At 73.1% G+C, this 19,976-nt stretch carries 17 protein-coding genes; 9 read left to right on the top strand and 8 right to left on the bottom strand.

Annotation, left to right across the window (positions count from 1 at the left end):
- Window positions 1-184 precede the first annotated feature (184 nt).
- The 3 genes from ACZ5GP_RS23865 (at window position 185) to ACZ5GP_RS23855 (ending at window position 3,450) form a co-directional block, all read left to right on the top strand.
- On the top strand, window positions 185-535 hold the full coding sequence (locus ACZ5GP_RS23865; RefSeq protein ID WP_468752748.1) for an SH3 domain-containing protein: 351 nt from the start codon (window positions 185-187) through the stop codon (window positions 533-535).
- A 75-nt stretch (window positions 536-610) separates the two neighbouring features.
- Window positions 611-1,975: an FtsW/RodA/SpoVE family cell cycle protein gene (locus ACZ5GP_RS23860; protein WP_468752747.1), complete on the top strand. Its 1,365-nt coding sequence runs from the start codon at window positions 611-613 to the stop codon at window positions 1,973-1,975.
- Window positions 1,972-3,450, top strand: a complete 1,479-nt coding sequence (locus tag ACZ5GP_RS23855) for a penicillin-binding transpeptidase domain-containing protein (RefSeq protein WP_468752746.1) — start codon at window positions 1,972-1,974, stop codon at window positions 3,448-3,450. The genes ACZ5GP_RS23860 and ACZ5GP_RS23855 overlap by 4 nt, the downstream gene beginning before the upstream one ends.
- A gap of 49 nt (window positions 3,451-3,499) precedes the next feature.
- On the opposite strand, the gene ACZ5GP_RS23850 is transcribed toward ACZ5GP_RS23855, so the two are convergent.
- A complete protein-coding gene (locus ACZ5GP_RS23850; RefSeq protein WP_468752745.1) occupies window positions 3,500-4,606 on the bottom strand; it encodes a ferritin-like domain-containing protein in 1,107 nt (368 codons plus the stop codon).
- Between the two features lie 123 nt (window positions 4,607-4,729).
- Here ACZ5GP_RS23850 and ACZ5GP_RS23845 point away from each other — a divergent pair, with 123 nt between their 5' ends.
- The 4 genes from ACZ5GP_RS23845 to ACZ5GP_RS23830 all read left to right on the top strand — a co-directional run bounded on the left by ACZ5GP_RS23845 (window position 4,730) and on the right by ACZ5GP_RS23830 (window position 8,092).
- The gene (locus ACZ5GP_RS23845; RefSeq protein WP_468752744.1) at window positions 4,730-5,668 is read left to right on the top strand and encodes an AurF N-oxygenase family protein; all 939 of its coding nucleotides are present in this window, start codon (window positions 4,730-4,732) and stop codon (window positions 5,666-5,668) included.
- Window positions 5,669-5,730: 62 nt separating this feature from the next.
- Entirely contained in the window at window positions 5,731-6,453 is a 723-nt protein-coding gene (locus tag ACZ5GP_RS23840; RefSeq protein WP_468752743.1) for a TetR/AcrR family transcriptional regulator, read from the top strand.
- 25 nt (window positions 6,454-6,478) lie between these two features.
- Window positions 6,479-6,751, top strand: a complete 273-nt coding sequence (locus tag ACZ5GP_RS23835; RefSeq protein WP_468752742.1) for a hypothetical protein — start codon at window positions 6,479-6,481, stop codon at window positions 6,749-6,751.
- Window positions 6,752-6,940: 189 nt separating this feature from the next.
- Window positions 6,941-8,092 carry a C40 family peptidase gene (locus tag ACZ5GP_RS23830; protein ID WP_468752741.1) on the top strand — a complete coding sequence of 384 codons (1,152 nt, stop codon included), beginning with the start codon at window positions 6,941-6,943 and terminating at the stop codon, window positions 8,090-8,092.
- Here the strand turns inward: ACZ5GP_RS23830 and ACZ5GP_RS23825 are convergent.
- From ACZ5GP_RS23825 to ACZ5GP_RS23805, 5 genes are read right to left on the bottom strand one after another with little or no spacing between them, the layout of a single operon-like run.
- Window positions 8,062-9,300: a styrene monooxygenase/indole monooxygenase family protein gene (locus ACZ5GP_RS23825; protein WP_468752740.1), complete on the bottom strand. Its 1,239-nt coding sequence runs from the start codon at window positions 9,298-9,300 to the stop codon at window positions 8,062-8,064. The genes ACZ5GP_RS23830 and ACZ5GP_RS23825 overlap by 31 nt on opposite strands.
- 30 nt (window positions 9,301-9,330) lie before the next feature.
- Window positions 9,331-9,948: a GTP-binding protein gene (locus ACZ5GP_RS23820; protein ID WP_358588279.1), complete on the bottom strand. Its 618-nt coding sequence runs from the start codon at window positions 9,946-9,948 to the stop codon at window positions 9,331-9,333.
- On the bottom strand, window positions 9,929-10,357 hold the full coding sequence (locus ACZ5GP_RS23815; protein WP_358698005.1) for a DUF742 domain-containing protein: 429 nt from the start codon (window positions 10,355-10,357) through the stop codon (window positions 9,929-9,931). Before ACZ5GP_RS23815 ends, ACZ5GP_RS23820 begins: the two co-directional genes overlap by 20 nt.
- The gene (locus ACZ5GP_RS23810) at window positions 10,354-10,911 is read right to left on the bottom strand and encodes a roadblock/LC7 domain-containing protein (RefSeq protein WP_468752739.1); all 558 of its coding nucleotides are present in this window, start codon (window positions 10,909-10,911) and stop codon (window positions 10,354-10,356) included. Before ACZ5GP_RS23810 ends, ACZ5GP_RS23815 begins: the two co-directional genes overlap by 4 nt.
- Before the next feature lie 8 nt (window positions 10,912-10,919).
- On the bottom strand, window positions 10,920-13,850 hold the full coding sequence (locus ACZ5GP_RS23805; protein WP_468752738.1) for a sensor histidine kinase: 2,931 nt from the start codon (window positions 13,848-13,850) through the stop codon (window positions 10,920-10,922).
- A 575-nt stretch (window positions 13,851-14,425) separates the two neighbouring features.
- Between ACZ5GP_RS23805 and ACZ5GP_RS23800 the strand changes: the two genes are divergently transcribed.
- Window positions 14,426-15,271 carry a hypothetical protein gene (locus tag ACZ5GP_RS23800; RefSeq protein WP_468752737.1) on the top strand — a complete coding sequence of 282 codons (846 nt, stop codon included), beginning with the start codon at window positions 14,426-14,428 and terminating at the stop codon, window positions 15,269-15,271.
- Window positions 15,272-15,864: 593 nt separating this feature from the next.
- Here ACZ5GP_RS23800 and ACZ5GP_RS23795 read toward each other — a convergent pair.
- The gene (locus ACZ5GP_RS23795; protein ID WP_468752736.1) at window positions 15,865-16,350 is read right to left on the bottom strand and encodes a MarR family winged helix-turn-helix transcriptional regulator; all 486 of its coding nucleotides are present in this window, start codon (window positions 16,348-16,350) and stop codon (window positions 15,865-15,867) included.
- A 258-nt stretch (window positions 16,351-16,608) separates the two neighbouring features.
- Here ACZ5GP_RS23795 and ACZ5GP_RS23790 point away from each other — a divergent pair, with 258 nt between their 5' ends.
- Window positions 16,609-17,442 (top strand): lysozyme, encoded by an 834-nt coding sequence (locus ACZ5GP_RS23790; protein ID WP_468752735.1) that lies wholly within the window; start codon window positions 16,609-16,611, stop codon window positions 17,440-17,442.
- Between the two features lie 63 nt (window positions 17,443-17,505).
- Here the strand turns inward: ACZ5GP_RS23790 and lon are convergent, their stop codons facing one another.
- Window positions 17,506-19,920, bottom strand: a complete 2,415-nt coding sequence (gene lon / locus ACZ5GP_RS23785) for an endopeptidase La (protein WP_468752734.1) — start codon at window positions 19,918-19,920, stop codon at window positions 17,506-17,508.
- Window positions 19,921-19,976: the final 56 nt, after the last annotated feature.

The raw sequence follows: 19,976 nt of genomic DNA, 5'->3' as shown, positions 1-19,976 counted from the left end.
CCCGGCGACCCCTGACGGCCGGTGAACTCCGGCCCCCCGGCCACCCCTGGCACCGGGTGAACTCCGGCGTCCGGTGAGCCCAGGGACGCCGGTGAGCGTTTGCGCGCGCGGGATGCCGTTTTTACGGTGAGTCGCGGCCTTCGCGCACCGCCGGGGCCGCCCGCCCTTCCCCCCAGGAGGCCCCATGTCCCCGCGGACCACCGCCGCCCGGCTCGGCCTGATCGCCGCCGGCGGCGCCCTCGCCGCACTCACCGCCACCGGCCCCGCCGCCGCGCTGGACGGCACCGACCACCACCCGCCCGTCTACAAGGGCCGGGTGACCGCCAAGTCCGGGCTGCTCGTGCGGGACGCCCCGAACCGCGGCGGCCGGGTGGTCCGCAGTGAGCCGTACGGCAAGGTCGTCACCATCTTCTGCAAGACGAAGGGCAGCCCGGTGGGCCGCACCGCCCTCTGGTACCAGCTCACCGACGGGACCTGGGCCTGGGGCTCCGCCCACTACATCGCCATCCTCGGGAAGACCCCGCGCTGGTGCTGACGCCCCCGCGCCCGGCCGGGCCGACATAGACGACATAAGCGGACGTGAAGGCATGTTGCTTGCTACGTTCCGGGCATGACCGGAACGAGAGCGGGCTCCGCACCCCCCGCGGTGCCCGCCGTCCGTGTCCCCCGGCGCCGGGGCACCGAACTGGTCCTGCTCGTCGTCGCCGTACTGCTGTCCGTCTACGGCTACTGCGCCGTCGGCCTCGCCAAGAACGGCACCGTCCCGCCCGGCGCCGCCGGATACGGCGCCGGGCTCGGTGTGCTCGCCCTCCTCGCGCACCTCGCGGTCCGCTTCCGCGCGCCGTACGCCGATCCGCTGCTGCTGCCGATCGCGGTCCTCCTCAACGGCCTCGGCCTGGTGCTCATCTACCGCCTCGACCTGGAGACGCCGCACGACGAGGCGGCGCCCGCCCAGCTGATCTGGTCGACCGTCGGTGTCGGGCTCTTCACCGCCGCCGTGCTCCTCCTGCGCGACCACCGCGTGCTCCAGCGCTACGCCTATCTCTCCGTGGTCGCCGCGCTGATCCTGATGATCGTGCCGATCTTCTTCCCGGCCGTGAACGGCGCCCGGATCTGGATCAGGATCGGCGGGTTCTCCATCCAGCCCGGCGAGTTCGCCAAGATCCTGCTCGCCGTCTTCTTCGCCAGTCACCTCGCCGCCAACCGCAACGCGCTGGCCTACACCGGCCGCACCCTGTGGCGGTTCAAGCGCCTCCAACTGCCCACCGGACGCGTCCTCGGCCCGATCGTCGCGATCTGGCTGCTCAGCGTCGGCGTCCTGGTCCTGGAGCGCGACCTCGGCACCTCACTGCTCTTCTTCGGACTCTTCGTGATCCTGCTGTACGTCGCCACGGGCCGCACCGGCTGGATCGCGGTCGGCCTGCTGCTGGCCGCGCTCGGCGCGTTCGCCGTCGGCTCCCTCGAACCGCACGTGCACAGCCGCGTCGAGGACTGGCTGCGCCCCTTCGCCTCCATCGACGCGGGCCAAGGACCCAACCAACTCGCCCAGTCCCTCTTCGCGTTCGCGGCCGGTGGGACGCTCGGCACCGGGCTCGGGCTCGGCCACTCCATCCTCATCGGCTTCGCCGCGAAGTCCGACTTCATCCTGGCGACGGCGGGCGAGGAGCTCGGCCTGGCCGGTCTCTGCGCGGTCTTCCTGCTCTACGCCCTGCTCGTGGAGCGCGGCTACCGCGCCGGGCTCGCGCTGCGCGACCCCTTCGGGCGGCTGCTCGCGATCGGCCTCTCCTCGATCATCGCGCTCCAGGTCTTCGTGATCGCCGGGGGCGTGATGGGGCTCATCCCGCTCACCGGCATGGCGATGCCCTTCCTCGCCCAGGGCGGTTCGTCGGTCGTCACCAACTGGATCATCGTGGCCCTGCTCATCCGGGTCAGCCACTCGGCGCGCAGCCAGCCCGTCGGCGAGGTGACGCCGTGACCCGGTACATCAGGCACGCCGCCGCCTTCTGCGCGCTGCTGCTCGTCGCCCTGCTCGTCAACGCCACCCGCGTCCAGGTCGTCGACTCCGACTCCCTCGACGACAACCCCGCCAACCGCCGCCGGGCCATCGTCCGTTTCGAGCAGCCGCGCGGCGACATCCTGGTCGACGGGCGGCCCGTCACCGGCTCCAAGGACACCGGCGAGCAGCTGCGCCACGAACGCACGTACAAGAACGGGCCGTTGTACGCCCCGGTGACCGGCTTCGCCTCGCAGGTGTACGGCACGACGTTCCTGGAGAACGCTGAGGACGACCTCCTCTCCGGCACCGATCCGATGCTCGCCCCGCTGCCGCTGTGGAACGACCTCACGCGGGCGCACAGCCCCGGCGGCCGGGTCGAGACGACGATCCGGGCGGCGGTGCAGCAGGCCGCGTACGCCGGGCTCGGCGGCAAGAGGGGCGCCGTCGCGGCGATCGAGCCGGCCACCGGCCGGATCCTCGCGCTGGTCAGCACGCCGTCCTACGACCCCGAGCGGCTCTCCGGGACGGGCCGGGCGGTGACGGACGCCTGGGCCGAGCTGAACGGCAGTCGCGCCAAGCCGATGCTGAACCGGGCGATCCGCCGGACCTATCCGCCCGGTTCGACGTTCAAGGTGGTCACGGCCGCCGCCGCGCTGGAGGCGGGCGCCGTGCGGGACGTGGACGCGCCGACCAGGTCCCCGAGCCCGTACACCCTGCCGGGCACCAGTACGCGGCTGACCAACGAGGTGGACGGCTGCGCCAACGCCTCCCTGCGGTACGCGTTCCAGTGGTCCTGCAACACGGTGTTCGCCAAGCTCGGGGTCGACACCGGCCTGAGCGCGATGCTGGAGACCGCGGAGAACTTCGGGTTCAACGACCCGGGGCTGCGGATCCCCTTCTCCGTCTCGCCCGGCAACTTCGACACCTCCCCGGACCGGGCGCAGCTCGCGCTCTCCTCCATCGGCCAGTACGACACCCGGGCGACGCCGTTGCAGATGGCGATGGTCTCGGCGGCCGTCGCGGGCGGCGGCTCCGTCAAGTCGCCCTACCTCGTGGAGCGGACGACCACGGAGGACGGCGACGTCATCAGCACCGCGGGCACCAGGACGCTGCGCCAGGCGATGAACCCGGCGACGGCCGCGCTGCTGCGGGAGATGATGACGGAGGTCGTGGAGAAGGGCACCGGCGCGAACGCCGCGATCCCGGGGGCGACGGTGGGCGGCAAGACGGGCACCGCCCAGCACGGCCTCGACAACGCCGGCACGCCCTACGCCTGGTTCGTCTCCTGGGCGCAGGGCGAGGAGGACCCGGAGCCCTCGGTGGCGGTCGCGGTGGTCGTCGAGGACGCGTCGGCGGACCGCGACGACATCAGCGGCGGGGGCAGCGCGGCGCCGATCGCGAAGGCGGTGATGGAGGCGGCCCTGGACGCCGGCCGCGGGGCACACGGCTCCTGACCCGAACGCCCCCTGTCGCGCCGCCACACGGGCCGGCGGACCCCCGGGGTCAGTCCTCGGCCCCCGAGGCGATGACGGACCGTACCTCCTCGGCCCGCTCGCGTTCCTCGGCGGCGAAGCGTTCGGCGTCCAGCTTCTCGGCGATCTCCTCGTCCTGCGCCATGAGCTGGTCGAGGTTGGCGTCGCCCAACTCGAGGACGCCCATGTCCACATAGGCCTGCTGGAGGCGCTTGCCCCACAGGCCGATGTCCTTGACGCACGGGACGATGCGGCTGAACAGCAGCCGGCGGAACAGGGCGAGGAACTCGGACTGCTCGCTGTACTCCTCGGCCTGCGCGGTCGGGATGCCGAAGTTCTCCAGGACCTCGACCCCGCGCAGCCGGTCGCGCATCGAGTAGCAGCCCTCGATGACGAACTCCTCGCGCTCGCGCAGCTCGGCGTCGGTGAGCTGCTTGTAGTAGTCGCGCAGCGCCATCCGTCCGAACGCCACGTGCCGGGCCTCGTCCTGCATGACGTACGCGAGGATCTGCCGGGGCAGTGGCTTGTCCGTGGTGTCGCGGATCATGCCGAACGCGGCGAGCGCGAGGCCCTCGATGAGGACCTGCATGCCGAGGTAGGGCATGTCCCAGCGGGAGTCGCGCAGGGTGTCGCCGAGGAGCGACTGGAGGTTGTCGTTGATCGGGTAGAGCATCCCGATCTTCTCGTGCAGGAAGCGTCCGTAGATCTCGGCGTGCCGCGCCTCGTCCATGGTCTGGGTCGCGGAGTAGAACTTCGCGTCCAGGTCGGGCGCGGACTCCACGATGCGCGCCGCGCACACCATCGCGCCCTGCTCGCCGTGCAGGAACTGGCTGAACTGCCAGGACGTGTAGCTCCGGCGCAGCTCGCCCTTGTCCTTCTCCGTCAGCTTGGCCCAGTGGGGCGTGCCGTACAGCGACATCGACTCGTCGGGGGTGCCGAGGGGGTCGAGCGGGTCGACCTCCAGCTCCCAGTCGATGCGTCTGGCGCCGTCCCACTGCTTGTCCTTGCCCTTTTGGTACAGGGCGAGCAGCCGGTCCCGTCCTTCGTCGTACTCCCAGCTGAACCGGGCCGAACCCGCCGACGGAACCTGCCAGTCGGGCTCACCAGGGGGCCTGGTGTAAAGCTCATGCGTCGACATACGGGCAGGCTCACAGCTCCTGGACGCAGCGTCAACAAGTCGTGCGCGAGGGATTGACGCCCTTGCTGACAGGCAGTCTCATAAGAGGTGACCGCCGGTAACCTCGACAAGTCAGGGACAGTCATGACGACCGTGACGGAAGACGTTTCGCCGGCCGGGCTGCGGGACGCGCTCGGCCTGCTCAAGGACCGTGAGCAGGTGGCCGTCCGGCTCCTCGAATCCTCCGCCAGGCACTCCTTCGACCCCGACAGGGAACTCGACTGGGACGCCCCCGTCGAGGAGGGCAAGTGGTTCTGGCCGCCGGAGCTGGTCTCGCTCTACGGCACCCCGCTGTGGAAGCGGATGTCCGAGGAGCAGCGGATGGACCTGGCCCGGCACGAGGCCGCCGCGCTCGCCTCGCTCGGCATCTGGTTCGAGATCATCCTCATGCAGCTGCTCGTGCGGCACATCTACGACAAGTCGGTGACCAGCGCGCACGTGCGGTACGCGCTGACCGAGATCGCCGACGAGTGCCGGCACTCCATGATGTTCGCGCGCATGATCGAGAAGGGCGGCGCGCCGACGTACCCCGTCACGCGCCTCAACCACAATCTCGCGCGCGTCCTGAAGACCGTCTCCACCACCCCCGGCTCCTTCGCCTGCACGCTGCTCGGCGAAGAGATACTCGACTGGATGCAGCGGCACACCTTCCCCGACGAACGCGTCCAGACGATCGTGCGCGGGGTGACCCGCATCCACGTGGTGGAGGAGGCGCGCCATGTGCGGTACGCCCGCGAGGAGTTGCGGCGCCAGATGGTGACCGCGCCGCGGTGGGAGCAGGAGCTGACCCGCCTCAGCTGCGGCGAGGCCGCGCGGGTCTTCTCCCTCGCGTTCGTGAACCCGAGGGTCTACTCGGACGTCGGGCTCGACCGCGCGGAGGCCGTCGCGCAGGTGCGGGCGAGCGGGCACCGCAGGGAGGTCATGCAGTCCGGGGCGAAACGGCTCACGGACTTCCTGGACGACATAGGCGTCCTGCGGGGGGTGGGCCGACGGCTCTGGCGGAGTTCGGGGCTGCTCGCCTGAGCGCCGGGCACGGGTGGCCGCCCGCACCCCCGCCGGGGGCACCGCCGGTTACGCTGCGGAGCATGACGTCGCCGGCCACACCCGCCTACCGCCGCCTCAGCGTCGAAGCGAGGCGGCGCCAGCTCCTGGAGTCCGCGCTCACCCTCTTCGCGCACCGCGCGCCCGAGGAGGTCAGCCTCGACGACGTCGCGGAGGCGGCCGGCGTCTCGCGCCCGCTCGTGTACCGCTACTTCCCGGGCGGCAAGCAGCAGTTGTACGAGGCCGCGCTGCGCTCGGCGGCGGACGAGCTGGAGGACTGCTTCGCCGAGCCGCCCGAGGGGCCGCTGACCCACCGGCTCGCCCGGGCGCTCGACCGGTATCTGGCCTTCGTGGACGAGCACGACACCGGGTTCAGCGCGCTGCTCCAGGGCGGCAGCGTGGTGGAGACCTCCCGGACCACCTCGATAGTGGACGGCGTGCGCCGGGCCGCCGCCGAGCACATCCTCGCCCACCTGGACGTGGCCGAGCCGGGCCCCCGGCTCCGGCTGACCGTACGCATGTGGATCACCGCCGTGGAGGCGGCCTCGCTGATCTGGCTCGACGAGGGGAAGCAGCCGCCGCTGGACGACCTGCGGGACATGCTCGTCGAGCAGTTCATGGCGGTCCTCGTGGCGACGGCGGGACGCGACCCGCAGACGGCCCAGGTCGTACGGTGGGCGCTGGCCCTGGAGACGCCCGAGGGCCCGGTCGGCTCACTCGCGCGCCGCGTGCTGCCCGTGCTCGCCGACGCGGCCCACCTGCTGTGACGGCCCCTGGTGTGACACTGGTGGCGTGAAGAGCGAAGAGACACCGTTCGTGGGTGGCCCCCTGGACGGCCGCGTCCTGCCCATCCTGCTCGGCCCGACCGGCCACCCGCCGAAGGTCTACCGCGTCCCGGTACCGGACGACTCGGGCGGCCCCCCGACGGTCCTGGTCTACCGCCGGGTGCCCGCCGAGACGGGCGGCCGGCTCCCGCTCACCGCGAAGTGGCGCTACGAGTACGACGCCGAGGGCGACACGGACAGCGGCCCGAAGTGGCCGTGGTCGAAGCGGCCCAGGCCCTGACCGCCGCGCCGCGCGGGCGCGACCGGCCACGAAGCATCCGCAGTGGGACAACGCAACGTCCCACGCCGTGCGCCCCTGGACGAGCGGTCCGGTTCCCCCGGCCGCCCCCGCCGGGAGGCGGCCCCGGCGCCCGGGCCGGATGCTCGGGGTGCGCGAAGGAGGTCCCTTCCGCACACCGGAGGTGATGACGTGTCAGCACGCCTGCTGCGCTGGGCCTGCACCGGGGCCGCCCTGAGCGCCCTGTGCACCACCGCTCTCCCCGCCCACGCGGCCCCGGGGCCGCAGGATCGTTCCGTCACAGCGCTGCTGACGGACCTTCAGCGCCTGTACCGCTCCACCGAAGAGGCGACGGAGACCTACAACGCCACCGAGGAGAAGCTGAGGAAGCAGCGCGCCAAGGCCGAGGAGCTCGGCAGGCGGCTGGCGAGGGCGCGCGCCTCGGTGCACGACGGCAGGGGCGACGCGGGCCGCTTCGCCCGGCAGCAGTACCAGGGCGCCACCGGCCTCTCCCCCTACGTACGCCTGCTGCTCGCCCGCGATCCGCAGCACGCCCTCGACCAGGGCCATGTCATCGGGCGGCTGGCCGCCGAACGGGCCGCCGCCGTCGAACGCCTGGTCGGCGGCGAGAAGAAGGCCCACGAGCTGGCGGGCGCGGCGCGGAAGGCGCTGGCCGCCCAGAGCGCCCTGGCCGCACGGCAGAAGAAGCAGCGGGACGAGATCGGCGGGCGGCTCAAGGAGGTCCAGGAACTGCTCGCGGCCCTCACCCCGGACCAGCTCGACGCGCTGCGGGCCGCCGAGGACGCCGGGACGGCCAGGGCCCAGCGCGCGTTCATGGCGTCCGGCGCGCTCAGTGGCGGGCCGGCCACGCGGGCGCCCTCACGGCAGGGCGAGCAGGCCCTCGACTTCGCGGTGCGCCAGATCGGCAGACCCTACGCGTGGGGGGCCAGGGGCCCGAAGGCGTACGACTGCTCGGGCCTGACCTCGCGGGCCTGGGCGCACGCGGGCCGCGAGATCCCCCGGACCAGCCAGGCACAATGGGCCGAGCTGCGGCGCGTCCCCCTGTCGAAGCTGCGCCCGGGCGACCTCGTCGTGTACTACCCGAAGGCCACGCATGTGGCGCTGTACCTGGGCGACGGGAAGGTCGTCCAGGCGCCGCGCCCCGGCGCCCGGGTCAAGGTGTCGCCGATCGCGGCGAACCCCGTCCTCGGCGCGGTGCGGCCCGACCCGGGGCGCCGGCCCCTGCGCGGCTACACCCCGCCCGAGCTGCCCGAGGGGGCGACCTCGGGCAGCGACCTGGGCTACGGCGGCGATCAGGCGCCGGCGGCGACCGACTCCAGGTAGGCGGCGGCCTTGGCCGGGTCGTAGAAGTAGTTCTCGAAGTCGGCCGGGTCGTTGAAGCCGTTCGCGAACCGGTCGGCGACCGGCTGGAGCTGCCCCGCCGCGCCGAGGATGTTCAGGACGTGCTCCGGCGGGGCGCCCAGCATGGCGTTGGTCCACTTGGTGACCCACTGCGCGGTGTCCCAGTAGCGGTCGAAGGCCGACTGCATCCACTCCTCGTCGAACGGCCTGTCGCCGTGCTCGACGATGGAGGAGAGGTAGGAGGCGGCGCACTTGGACGCCGAGTTGGAGCCCTGCCCGGTGATCGGGTCGTTGGCGACGACCACGTCCGCGACGCCGAGGACCGCGCCGCCGCCGGGCAGCCGCCCGATCGGCTTGCGCACGGTCGGGGCGTAACGCCCGGCCAGCGTGCCGCCCGCGTCGGTCAGCTCGACCTTGGTGGCGCGCGCGTACTCCCAGGGCAGGTACTTCTCCAGGAGTTCCAGGGTGAGCGCCAGGTGTTCGCTGGGGTCCTTGACGCCCTGGAAGACGTCGAGGGGCCCGCCCGGGACGCCCTCCCAGAAGAGGATGTCCGCGCGGCCGGACGTGGTGAGGGTCGGCATCACGAACAGCTCGCCGACACCGGGCACGAGGTTGCAGCGCACCGCGTCGAACTCGGGGTGCTCGGGGCGCGGGCCGAGACCGTGGACGTAGGCGACCGAGAGGGCGCGCTGCGGCGCGGTGAACGGCGAGCGGGAGGCGTCGCGCTCGAACATCGACACCAGCTCGCCCTTGCCCGCCGAGACGAGCACCAGGTCGTAGGCGCGGGAGAAGTAGTCGAGGTCGGAGACCGCCGCGCCGTGGATGACCAACTGGCCGCCGCGCTGCGCGAACGTCTCCATCCAGCCCGCCATCTTCACGCGCTGGTCGACGGACTGGGCGTACCCGTCCAGCTTGCCGACCCAGTCGATGGCCCGGGAGCCGTCGGGGCCGGCGACCGAGACGCCGACGCCCTCGATCTTCGGGGCCTGCGACTCCCAGAAGTTCGCCTGGATGTCGCGCTCGTGCTGGAGCGCCGTGTCGAACATGCACTGGGTGGACATGACCCGCCCGGAGCGGATCTCGTCCGCCGTCCGGTTGGACATCAGGGTGACCTCGTACCCCCGCGCCTGGAGCCCGAGGGCGATCTGGAGCCCGGACTGACCGGCTCCCACGACAAGTATCTTCCGCATGTGGGTCCTTCTCTTGAACTCAGGGTGACGCTACTCGGGGGTGACGTCCAGCGCGTGGCCGACCAGGGCGAGCAGGGACTCGATCACCGAGATCCGCTGCCGGGCGTCCATGATCAGCACGGGTATGTGCGGCGGCACCGTCAGCGCCTCGCGCACATCGGCCGGCTCGAACCGCTCGCTGCCGTCGAAGTGGTTGACGGCCACGATGTACGGCAGGCCGCAGCTCTCGAAGTAGTCGAGCGCCGGGAAGCAGTCCGACAGGCGGCGGGTGTCGGCGAGCACGACGGCGCCGATCGCGCCGCGCACCAGGTCGTCCCACATGAACCAGAAACGCTGCTGACCGGGCGTGCCGAAGAGGTAGAGCACCAGGTCGTCGTCGAGCGTGATGCGGCCGAAGTCCATGGCGACCGTGGTGGTCGTCTTGTCGGGGGTGCCGCTCAGGTCGTCGGTATCGGCGCTCGCCTGGGTCATCAGCGCCTCCGTCTGGAGGGGCGTGATCTCGGAGACGGCGGTCACGAGCGTCGTCTTGCCGACGCCGAAGCCGCCCGCCACCACGATCTTCGTGGCGATCGGGGCGCGCGACCGGTCGGTCTGCCAGGCCTGCAACTGACCCTCGTCGGCGAGGAGTTCAGAGACGGCGGAGTCCACTCAGCACCCTTTCCAGCAGTGCGCGGTCGGGCTGTCCTGGGCCGTGGCCCGTTCCGTACACGCGGATCTTTCCTTGGTCGGCGAGGTCGCTGATCAGTACGCGGACCACGCCGAGCGGCATCTTCAACAGGGCGGCGATCTCCGCCACGGTGCGCATGCGGCGGCAGATCTCGACGATCGCCCGCATCTCGGGCATCACCCTGGCGAGCGTGCCCTTGGGCAGTTCGCGGCGCTCCTCGGCGGCTTCCAGCTCCGGGTGGCTCGCCACGAACGTCTCGACGAGCAGGACGTGCCCGAACCTGGTCCGTCCGCCGGTCAGCGAGTAGGGGCGCACGCGGGCGGGCTTGCGGTCGCCGCCGCGCTGGGGGAGCTTCGGCGCCCTGCGGCCGGTGCCGCCGCCGGCGCTCATCGGGCGCTCTCCATCGACTGGCGCAGCTCGCTGCGGACCTCGGGGGTGAGGACGTGGCCGGCGCGGCCGACGAAGAGCGCCATGTGGTACGCGACGACGCTCATGTCGCAGTCCGGGGTGGCGTGCACGCCGAGCAGCGAGCCGTCGCTGATCGACATGACGAAGAGGCTGCCCTCCTCCATCGCGACCACGGTCTGCTTGACTCCCCCGCCGTCCATCAGCTTGGCCGCGCCGATGGTCAGCGAGCAGAGCCCGGAGACGATGGTGGCGAGGTCGGCGCTGGAGCCCTTGGGGCCCTTGGGGTGCGCGGCGGGCCGCTCCGCGCCCTGCCCGGGGTCGGAGGAGAGCAGCAGCAGTCCGTCGGAGGAGACCACCGCGACGGACAGGATGCCGGGCACCTCCTCCACGAGGTTCGTCAGCAGCCAGTGCAGGTTGCGGGCCTCACTGCTCAGACCGTACGCGGGTCCGTCCGCCGGGGCGGGCGGGGCCGTGGCGGCTCCGGCTGTCGCGGCTCCGGCTGTGGTGGGTCCGGCGGAAGAACTGGGCGTGCGCATGGGCGCAGTCAACTGCTTGCCTCCTCGACTGAGTCCCCCATTACGTCTGCGGCTTTCGCGTTCTTGTCGTTACGTTCCGACCGGGGCGACGGCTCCGGTGCCTCCGCGGGGTTCTCCCCGGCGGCGAGCTCGGCCTCCACGTCCCGTCGGCCGCTCTGCGCGCCCTGGTGGAACCCCCCGAGGCGGCGGCGGAGCGCTTCGGCGTCCACGGAGCCGCTGCGCTGCCTGGGCGCGGCGGTCGTGGGCGAGGTGATCTTCGGGGTGCGCTTGGGCAGCCCCTTGTCGGTGACGCGTTCCCACTTGGGCGACGCGGCCCCGGGCCCCGCGTCGGAGGTACGGGACTCGGGCTCGGGCTCCGCCTCGGGCGAGGCGTGGGGCTCGGGCTCCGCCTCCGGGGCCGGTGGGGCGAACAGCTCCATGGTCGTCTCGGCGGAGGGCGAGGGAGCGGCAGCCGACGCGCCCGCGTCCTCGGCGCCCGGCTGGGGCACGGGCTCGCCCTCCGGCCGGTCCGCGGTCGCGAGGTCGGCCCCGGACTCAGGCCCGAGGTCGAGGTCGGGCCCGGGGTCGGGGTCCTGCGTCCGCTTCGGGAGGGCCGTCTCCAGGGTCCGTTCGGCCGCCGCGATCAGCGGGTCCTCGCCAGGGGTCCCGGTGGCCCGACCCGGCAGGACGTTGGAGTTGGCCTCCGCCTCCGAGCCCGGCAGGTGCGTGACGGGCTCGCCGCCCCGCGGCGGGGTGACCACCGCGGCCGAGGAGGGCGCCTCGGCCAGGATCGGCTTGGGCAGCACCACGACCGCCGCGACGCCGCCCTGCTTCTGTTCCCGCAGCCGCACCCGCGCGCCGTGCCGGGCCGCGAGGCGCGCCACCACGTAGAGCCCGAGGCCGAGGCCCTCACCGCTCTCCTGGTCGTACGCGTCGTCGGGGTCGAAGTCGCTCAGGCGCGCGTTGAGTTCGCGCATGCGGTCCTGGGGGACGCCGATGCCCTCGTCCTGCACGGAGAGCATGACCTCGCCGCTCTCCAGGAGCCAGCCGGACACCTCGACGGCCGCGTCCGGCGGCGAGAAGGAGGTGGCGTTCTCCAGGAGTTCGGCGGTGAGGTGGCTGATGTCGTCCGCGGCGAACCCCGCGATGTGCGCGTGCGGCGGCAGCGTGGCGATGCGCACCCGCTCGTACCGCTCGATCTCGGAGACGGCGGCGCGCATGACGTCGACCAGCGGGACCGGGCCGGGGTGCTGGTGGCCGTGCTCGGCGCCCGCGAGGACCAGGAGGTTCTCGCTGTGCCGGCGCATGACCGTGGCGAAGTGGTCGAGCTTGAAGAGCGTGGCGAGCCGGTCGGGGTCCTGCTCGCGGTCCTCCAGGTTCTCGATGACGGCGAGCTGCCGCTCGACCAGGCCGAGGGTGCGCAGGGCGAGGTTGACGAAGGTGCCGTGGATGGAGCGGCGTACGCGCTCCAGGTGGGCGGAGGCCTCGGCCAGCTCGGCGCGCAGGGCCTCGCGCTCGTCGGCCATGGCCTGGCGCTTGCCGATGAGGTGCTTGCGGTCGGTCTCCAGGGTGCCCAGGCGCTCGGTGAGGGCCGCCGCGTGGGCGTGCAGGGCGTTGACGGAGCGGACGACCTGGGCGAACTCGTCGTCGCGGCCCGTGAAGCGGATCGGCTCCTGCGGCTCGGGCTCGGCGGCCAGCCGGGCGGAGCCGAGCCGCAGGACGGCCAGGGGCCGGGTCAGCGAGCGGGCCATCGCCATGGAGACGCCGACGGCGACGAGCAGGAGGACGCCGACGAGCGCGACGCGGACCTCCAGGGCCGTCACGTCGTCGTCGCGCAGCTGGGCGAGGCGCTTGGTGCGCTCCACGCCGAGGGCGGACTCGGCGCCGCGCATCGTCTCGATGCGGGCGGAGAGCGCGGCGTCCAGCTTCTTGCGGTCGTAGCGCTGTTCGGCGGCGGAGAGCGTGGGCCGGTCGGTGAGCCTGGCGAGGTACTTCTCCGCGGCGCCGACCTCGGGTCCCGTGACCGTCGAGTCGTACGCGGACCGGGCGGGGTCGTCGGCGGCGTCGCGGAAGTCGGCGAGCGCGGCCAGCTCACGGACGTGGGCGCGCTGGGCGGCGGCGCTGAGACCGTCGCGGCGCTCGGCGTCGGCCGAGGAGTCCTCGCCGCCGGTGACGGGGAGGCCGGTGACCGGGTCCAGCTCGGAGGCGCCGGTGCCGCCGGGCACGGCCAGGGCCGCCAGGAGGAGCCCGCGGGCGGCGGCGGCCTGCTCGACCGCGTGGTCGAGGTCGGCGAGGGCGAAGGCGCCCTTGTTGACCTCGACCGGCAGCTGCTCGGCCAGGTCCCGGGTGAGGCCGTGGAGCTCGGCGATGACCTTGGAGTACGCCTCGTGCGCTTCGAGCGCGGTGCTCTTGCCGGTGAGGGCGGCCCGGCGGACGGCGGCGACGTCGGCCAGCTCGGCGCGCAGCCCCGCGGGCGCCTCGGCGGCGCGCAGCTCGTCGATCTGCCGGTCCACGCGGGCGCTGCGGCTCTCGGAGAGGCCCTTGCCCTCGGGGCGTCCCGCGGCGATGAAGGAGGTGACCTCGTCGCGCTCGTCGGCCAGCGAGTGGCCGAGGGAGACCGCCTGCTGGGTGTGCTCGGCGAGGGTCACCAGGTTCTGGGTGTCGTTGAGCCGTTCGGAGGCGGCGATGACGGCGGGCGCGCCCGCGCCGACGATCGCGGCGGCCACCACGGCCACGGCGATGACCAGCCGGTTGCGGACCCGGGCGGTGGGCTTCTTGCCGACGCCGGCGGCGGCCGCGGCGGCCGCCTTGGCGGCGGGCGAGGCCGGGCCGGCGTCCCCGGCGGAGGCCGGCGCGGCGGGACCGGCGGGCGTGCCTGCCGAGGTCCCCGCGGGCGTTGCCGCGGGCGTTCCGGCCGGTGTCCCCACCGCTGCCCCGGCCGATACCCCTGACGGTGTCATGTCAGGTCCCGTCGGACGGGTTCCGGTAGCGGGAGGGGGCGGGACAGCCGCTCCCGAGGGCCGGGCCGCGTCCACTCCTGCCGCTGCCGTCACGGGGTCCGTGGCCGTGCGCTCCGGCGCACGCTCCGTCGGGGTGGTCGCGCCCGGCGTGGCCCCTTCCGGGGCCGTCTGCTTGCCTTTGCGCCGAGGCCGCATCTTCTGCACCGGTGCTCGCATTCCTGTTTTTCGTCTGCCCTTGGGCCCGGGTGACGATCCGTCAACACGAGCGCGCCCCCGGTTACGGCACCTGACCCTTCCAGTGCCGGTGGGTGGCGGTCGCGCATCGCCTGCCTGGCCACCCGAAGGAGTGAACATCGGCGGGGAGTTGGCGGGCAAGTCCCAGGGTGAGGAACAGCGGGCATATGCGGGGCGCCGGTTGGACGTGCTCGGCGGGCTTTGGCAGGATGCGCCGCCACACCCTGGCGGAGTTGATCATTCCGGTCCAATTCCGGCGCGTGGCCCGCCGGTACGGGCCGGCACGGGGCCCTTCGCCCGCTCCCGGCGGCCCCCGCGCGGGCCTCGGGCAGACTGGCTGAATGCGCATCGAACTCGCCACCGAGCCCGGAGACCCCGCACGCCCCAACGAGGACTACGCCTCGGTCGCGCTTCCCGCGTCCGGACACGGCGGATCCCTCGTCCTGCTGGACGGCGTGACGCCGCCCGAGGGAGCGGTGGGGTGTCTGCATTCCGTCCCCTGGTTCACCGCGCGCCTCGGCGGCGTACTGGGGGAACTGTCCGTTTCGCGGCGGGATATGACGCTCCCTGAGATCTTGGCGGCCGGTATCTCGCGTACCGCCGACGCACATGGTTCAACCTGTGACCTTTCTCACCCCCGCACGCCTCAGGCAACCGTCGTGCTGGTGCGGTGGGACGCCGAACGCGTCGAACATCTGGTCCTGTCCGACTCCGCGCTCCTGCTCGCGGGCCCCGGCGGCGAGGTGACCACCGTCCTCGACCGGCGCCTCGCCGAGATGTCGCCCCCCGTGCGGGCCCTGCGCGACCAGGTGCGCGCCCTGCCGCGCGGCTCCGCCGAGCGGGAGGTGGCGGGCCGCGCGTACGGAGCGGCGGTCGAGGCCCTGCGCAACGCGGAGGACGGCTTCTTCACGGCCGCGGCGGACCCCTCGGCCGCCCTGCGCGCGATCACCGGCGAGGTGGCACGGGCGGACGTGACGGCGGTGGCGGCGCTCACCGACGGGGTGACGCGGTGGGTGGAGACGTTCCGCGAGGGCGACTGGCGCGAGTGCTTCGCGCTGCTGCACAAGGAGGGCCCGCAGCACCTCATCGACCGGGTCCGCGAGTTGGAACACGCCGACCCCGACCGCCTCGCCTTCCCCCGCGGCAAGCGGCATGACGACGCGGCGGCGGTCTACGTGGAACTGTGACCCGCCCCACGCGGGCCGTGCGACGCCCGCGTCGCGGGACTCGCGGCGCCCACGCCAGACGTCGGCACCCCGCGCCGGGCCCGCGACGCCGCGTGGGACTCGCGGCACCCGCGCGGGATTTGCGGCGCCCGCGCCAGGAGGTGGCGCCCCCGCGGGGCCCGCGACGCCCGCGCCGGACGCCGACACCCCCGCGCCGGACCCGCGACGCCGCGTGGGACTCGCGGCACCCGCGCGGGATTTGCGGCGCCCGCGCCAGGAGGTGGCGCCCCCGCCGGACCCGCGACGCCCGCGCCGGACGCCGACACCCCCGCGCCGGACCCGCGACGCCGCGTGGGACTCGCGGCACCCGCGCGGGATTTGCGGCGCCCGCGCCAGGAGGTGGCGCCCCCGCCGGACCCGCGACGCCCGCGCCGGATGCCGACACCCCCGCGCCGGATTTGCGACCCCGCACAGAAGTCGTGACGCCGTGCCGGACTTCCGACATCCGCGCCCGGAGGTGGCGCCCCCGCCGGGACCCGTGACGCCCAAGCCAGACCTGGGACGCTCGCGCCAGGCACCGGCACCCCGAGCCGGACCCGTGACGCCCCGTCGGGCTAGTCCGCGCTCGCGTTCAGCCGGCCGAGCAGGCGGGCCAGTTCGGCGACCTCCGCCCGGTCCCAGCCCTGGAGCCGGCGTACGTACTGGGCGCGGCGGCCGGCGCGCACCGTGCGGAAGCGGGTGCGGCCCTCGGGGGTGAGCCGGATGAGCCAGGCGCGTCCGTCGGCCGGGTCGGGCTCGCGGGCGACCAGGCCCAGTTCCTCCAAGGCCCGCAGCTGACGGCTCATCGTCGCCTTGCCGACCCCGATGTACGCGGCGAGCTCGGTGGCCCGCTGCGGCCCCGAGTCGTCCAGGCACACGAGCAGGCCGTACGCGGCGGGCTCCAGATCGGGGTGGACCTGGCGCGCCATCTCACCGGACGAGGCCCGCGCGCGGCGCATCAGCAGGGACAACTCGCGTTCCAGGGAGAGGAACTCGCGGTCCGCCCCCGGCTCGCCGTCCTCGTGCGCCCCGCTCCGCACGCCCTCTTCTGCAGCACCCATGTCCCGCTTTCCCGATTCTGAAAGTCATCGCCCGAGGCCTCGCGCACCGCGGCTCCGCCGCCGGCGGCCTGACCAGTATTTCGCAAGGTCGCGGCGGTGCCGTGCCGAAGGCACCGCCACAGGAGTGGACCAACGGCGGGACTGTGCGCCTCTTCCCAGCCCGCGGTCTACGTGCGTAGCTTTTTAAGTGACATGTTCACACCATTCGACATGTCACAAGGTCCCCCCAGAGCACCACTGAGGCCTTCGGAGGCACGCATGCCCGTGCACAGACCCGGATCGGCCCGCCGCCCGCGCTTGTCGCCGGCGGGGGTTCTCCTCGCAGCACTGACCGCCCTCTCCCTCCTCCTGTCGCTCCCCACGGCGGCCGGGGCGGACGACATCCCCCCGCGCGGCTCCGCCCGGCTCGGGCAGGGCGTCATCGAACACGACGGCCAGGGCGGTCTGCCCAGCGGCGGCGGCGCCACCCAGACCGAGGGCGTCGACGTCAGCAGCCACCAGGGCAACGTCGCCTGGTCGACGCTGTGGAACAGCGGAGTGAAGTGGGCCTACACCAAGGCCACCGAGGGCACCTACTACGTGAACCCCTACTTCGCGCAGCAGTACAACGGCTCGTACAACGTCGGCATGATCCGCGGCTCCTACCACTTCGCGACGCCCGACACCTCGAGCGGCGCCACCCAGGCCAACTACTTCGCGAGCAACGGCGGCGGCTGGTCGCGCGACGGCAGGACGCTGCCGGGCGCGCTGGACATCGAATGGAATCCCTACGGGGCGGCCTGCTTCGGCAAGTCGCAGTCCGAGATGGTCGGCTGGATCCGCGACTTCCTGAACACCTACAAGGCGCGCACCGGCCGCGACGCCGTGATCTACACCGCCACCAGCTGGTGGAAGCAGTGCACCGGCAACTACGGCGGCTTCGGCGCCAGCAACCCGCTGTGGATCGCCCGTTACGACACCGGCCCGGGCGAACTGCCGGCCGGCTGGGGCTTCCACACCATGTGGCAGTACACCTCGTCCGGGCCCACGGTCGGGGACCACAACAAGTTCAACGGCGCCTACGACCGCGTCCAGGCGCTCGCCAACGGCTGACCCACGCACAAGGCGGTGGCCGGCCCCTCGCAGGGCCGGCCACCGCTCACGGACACCGCTCGCTCACGCGGCGACCGCGACCCGCACCTCCGCCTCCGTGAGGGCCAGTTCGAGCACCTGGCGCACATCGGAGACCGGGTGCACCTCCAGCTTGTCCAGGACCTCGGCCGGGACGTCGTCGAGGTCCGCCTCGTTCCGCTTGGGGATGATCACCGTGGTGATCCCGGCGCGGTGCGCGGCCAGCAGCTTCTGCTTGACGCCGCCGATCGGCAGCACCCGGCCGGTCAGCGAGATCTCCCCGGTCATCGCCACGTCCGTGCGGACCTGGCGCCCGCTGAGCAGCGAGGCGAGGGCGGTGGTCAGCGTGACGCCCGCGCTCGGCCCGTCCTTGGGGACCGCGCCGGCCGGGAAGTGGACGTGCACGCCCCGCTCCTTCAGGTCCCCGACGGGCAGTTCCAGCTCGGCCCCGTGCGAGCGCAGGAACGACAGGGCGATCTGCGCCGACTCCTTCATCACGTCACCCAGCTGCCCGGTGAGCGTGAGCCCGGAGGCCCCCGTCTCCGGGTCGGCGAGGGACGCCTCCACGAACAGGACGTCGCCGCCCGCCCCGGTGACCGCGAGCCCGGTGGCCACGCCCGGCACGGCGGTGCGCCGCTCGGCCGGGTCCTGGGCGGCCTCGGGGATGTGGTGCGGCCGCCCGATGAGGTCCCGCAGGTCCTCGTCGGTGACGGTGAACGGCAGCTCCCGCTCGCCCAGTTCGTGCTGCGCCGCCACCTTGCGCAGCAGCCGCGCGACGGACCGCTCCAGGTTCCGTACGCCCGCCTCCCGGGTGTACTCGCCCGCGAGCTTGCGCAGGGCGCTCTCGTCCAGGGTGACCTCGTCCTTCTCCAGGCCCGCCCGGTCCAGCTGGCGCGGGAGCAGGTGGTCGCGGGCGATGACGACCTTCTCGTCCTCGGTGTAGCCGTCGAGCCGGACCAGCTCCATGCGGTCGCGCAGCGCCTCCGGGATCGCTTCGAGGACGTTCGCCGTCGCCAGGAAGACGACGTCGCTGAGGTCCAGCTCCACCTCCAGGTAGTGGTCCCGGAAGGTGTGGTTCTGCGCCGGGTCGAGGACTTCGAGGAGGGCGGCGGCCGGGTCGCCCCGGAAGTCCGAGCCCACCTTGTCGATCTCGTCCAGGAGCACGACCGGGTTCATCGACCCGGCCTCCTTGACGGCGCGCACGATCCGCCCGGGCAGCGCCCCGACGTACGTACGCCGGTGTCCGCGGATCTCCGCCTCGTCCCGTACGCCGCCGAGGGCGACCCGCACGAACTTGCGGCCCATGGCGTGCGCGACCGACTCGCCGAGCGAGGTCTTGCCGACGCCGGGCGGGCCGACGAGAGCCAGCACGGCGCCGCCCCGGCGGCCGCCGACGACGCCGAGGCCGCGGTCGGTGCGGCGCTTGCGCACCGCGAGGTACTCGGTGATGCGCTCCTTCACGTCCTGCAGCCCGGCGTGCTCGGCGTCGAGGATCGCCCGGGCGCCCTTGATGTCGTACTCGTCCTCGGTGCGCTCGTTCCACGGCAGTTCGAGGACGGTGTCCAGCCAGGTCCTGATCCAGGAGCCCTCGGGCGACTGGTCGCTGGCGCGCTCCAGCTTGTCGACCTCCTTGAGGGCGGCCTCGCGCACCTTCTCGGGCAGGTCGGCGGCCTCGACGCGGGCGCGGTAGTCGTCGGACTCCTCACCCTCCTGCTCACCGTTGAGTTCCCGCAGCTCCTTGCGCACGGCGTCCAGCTGGCGCCGCAGCAGGAACTCACGCTGCTGCTTGTCGACGCCCTCCTGGACGTCCTTGGCGATGGTCTCGGCGACCTCCTGCTCGGCCAGGTGCTCGCGCAGCTGGGCGGTGGCCAGCTTGAGGCGGGCGACCGGGTCCTCGGTCTCCAGGAGTTCGATCTTCTGCTGGGTGGTGAGGAAGGGGGAGTAACCGGAGTTGTCGGCGAGCGCGGAGACGTCGTCGATCTGCGTCACGCGGTCGACGACCTGCCAGGCGCCGCGCTTCTTCAGCCAGCTGGTGGCGAGCGCCTTGTACTCCTTGACCAGCTCGGTCACGGCGCCGGGCAGGGGCTCGGGGACGGCGTCGTCGAGCTGCTGCCCCTCCACCCACAGGGCGCCGCCGGGCCCGGTCGTACCGGCGCCGATCCGCACGCGGCCCCGGCCGCGGATGAGGGCGCCCGGGTCGCCGTCGGAGAGCCGCCCGACCTGCTCGACGGTGCCGAGGACGCCGGTGGCGGCGTACGTCCCGTCGATGCGCGGAACAAGCAGCACCTTCGGCTTGCTGTCGCCTTCGGCACGGGCCGCGGCCTGCGCGGCCTCCACGGCGGCGCGCACCTCGGCGTCGGACAGGTCGAACGGGACCACCATGCCGGGCAGGACCACCTCGTCGTCGAGCGGCAGCACAGGCAGAGTGAGCGAGGTGTACGAGGTGGACTCAGTAGCCATGATCTCCCTTTCGGCATCCAAGTTGAGCTGTATCGACTCAATGCTGGTGAGTGCCG

The organism is Streptomyces sp. NPDC031466, from assembly GCF_055581265.1.
The sequence above is the reverse complement of the archived record's forward strand: the minus strand, read 5'-3'. Positions and strand labels throughout refer to the sequence as shown.

Excerpts from the sequence above, each read along its gene's own strand:
- ACZ5GP_RS23815 (WP_358698005.1), bottom strand. The coding sequence starts at position 10,357 with ATGAGCGCCGGCGGCGGCACCGGCCGCAGGGCGCCGAAGCTCCCCCAG.
- ACZ5GP_RS23800 (WP_468752737.1), top strand. The coding sequence starts at position 14,426 with ATGCGCATCGAACTCGCCACCGAGCCCGGAGACCCCGCACGCCCCAAC.
- ACZ5GP_RS23825 (WP_468752740.1), bottom strand. The coding sequence starts at position 9,300 with ATGCGGAAGATACTTGTCGTGGGAGCCGGTCAGTCCGGGCTCCAGATC.
- ACZ5GP_RS23840 (WP_468752743.1), top strand. The coding sequence starts at position 5,731 with ATGACGTCGCCGGCCACACCCGCCTACCGCCGCCTCAGCGTCGAAGCG.
- ACZ5GP_RS23790 (WP_468752735.1), top strand. The coding sequence starts at position 16,609 with ATGCCCGTGCACAGACCCGGATCGGCCCGCCGCCCGCGCTTGTCGCCG.
- lon (WP_468752734.1), bottom strand. The coding sequence starts at position 19,920 with ATGGCTACTGAGTCCACCTCGTACACCTCGCTCACTCTGCCTGTGCTG.
- ACZ5GP_RS23850 (WP_468752745.1), bottom strand. The coding sequence starts at position 4,606 with ATGTCGACGCATGAGCTTTACACCAGGCCCCCTGGTGAGCCCGACTGG.
- ACZ5GP_RS23865 (WP_468752748.1), top strand. The coding sequence starts at position 185 with ATGTCCCCGCGGACCACCGCCGCCCGGCTCGGCCTGATCGCCGCCGGC.
- ACZ5GP_RS23795 (WP_468752736.1), bottom strand. The coding sequence starts at position 16,350 with ATGGGTGCTGCAGAAGAGGGCGTGCGGAGCGGGGCGCACGAGGACGGC.
- ACZ5GP_RS23860 (WP_468752747.1), top strand. The coding sequence starts at position 611 with ATGACCGGAACGAGAGCGGGCTCCGCACCCCCCGCGGTGCCCGCCGTC.
- ACZ5GP_RS23845 (WP_468752744.1), top strand. The coding sequence starts at position 4,730 with ATGACGACCGTGACGGAAGACGTTTCGCCGGCCGGGCTGCGGGACGCG.
- ACZ5GP_RS23805 (WP_468752738.1), bottom strand. The coding sequence starts at position 13,850 with ATGACACCGTCAGGGGTATCGGCCGGGGCAGCGGTGGGGACACCGGCC.
- ACZ5GP_RS23810 (WP_468752739.1), bottom strand. The coding sequence starts at position 10,911 with ATGCGCACGCCCAGTTCTTCCGCCGGACCCACCACAGCCGGAGCCGCG.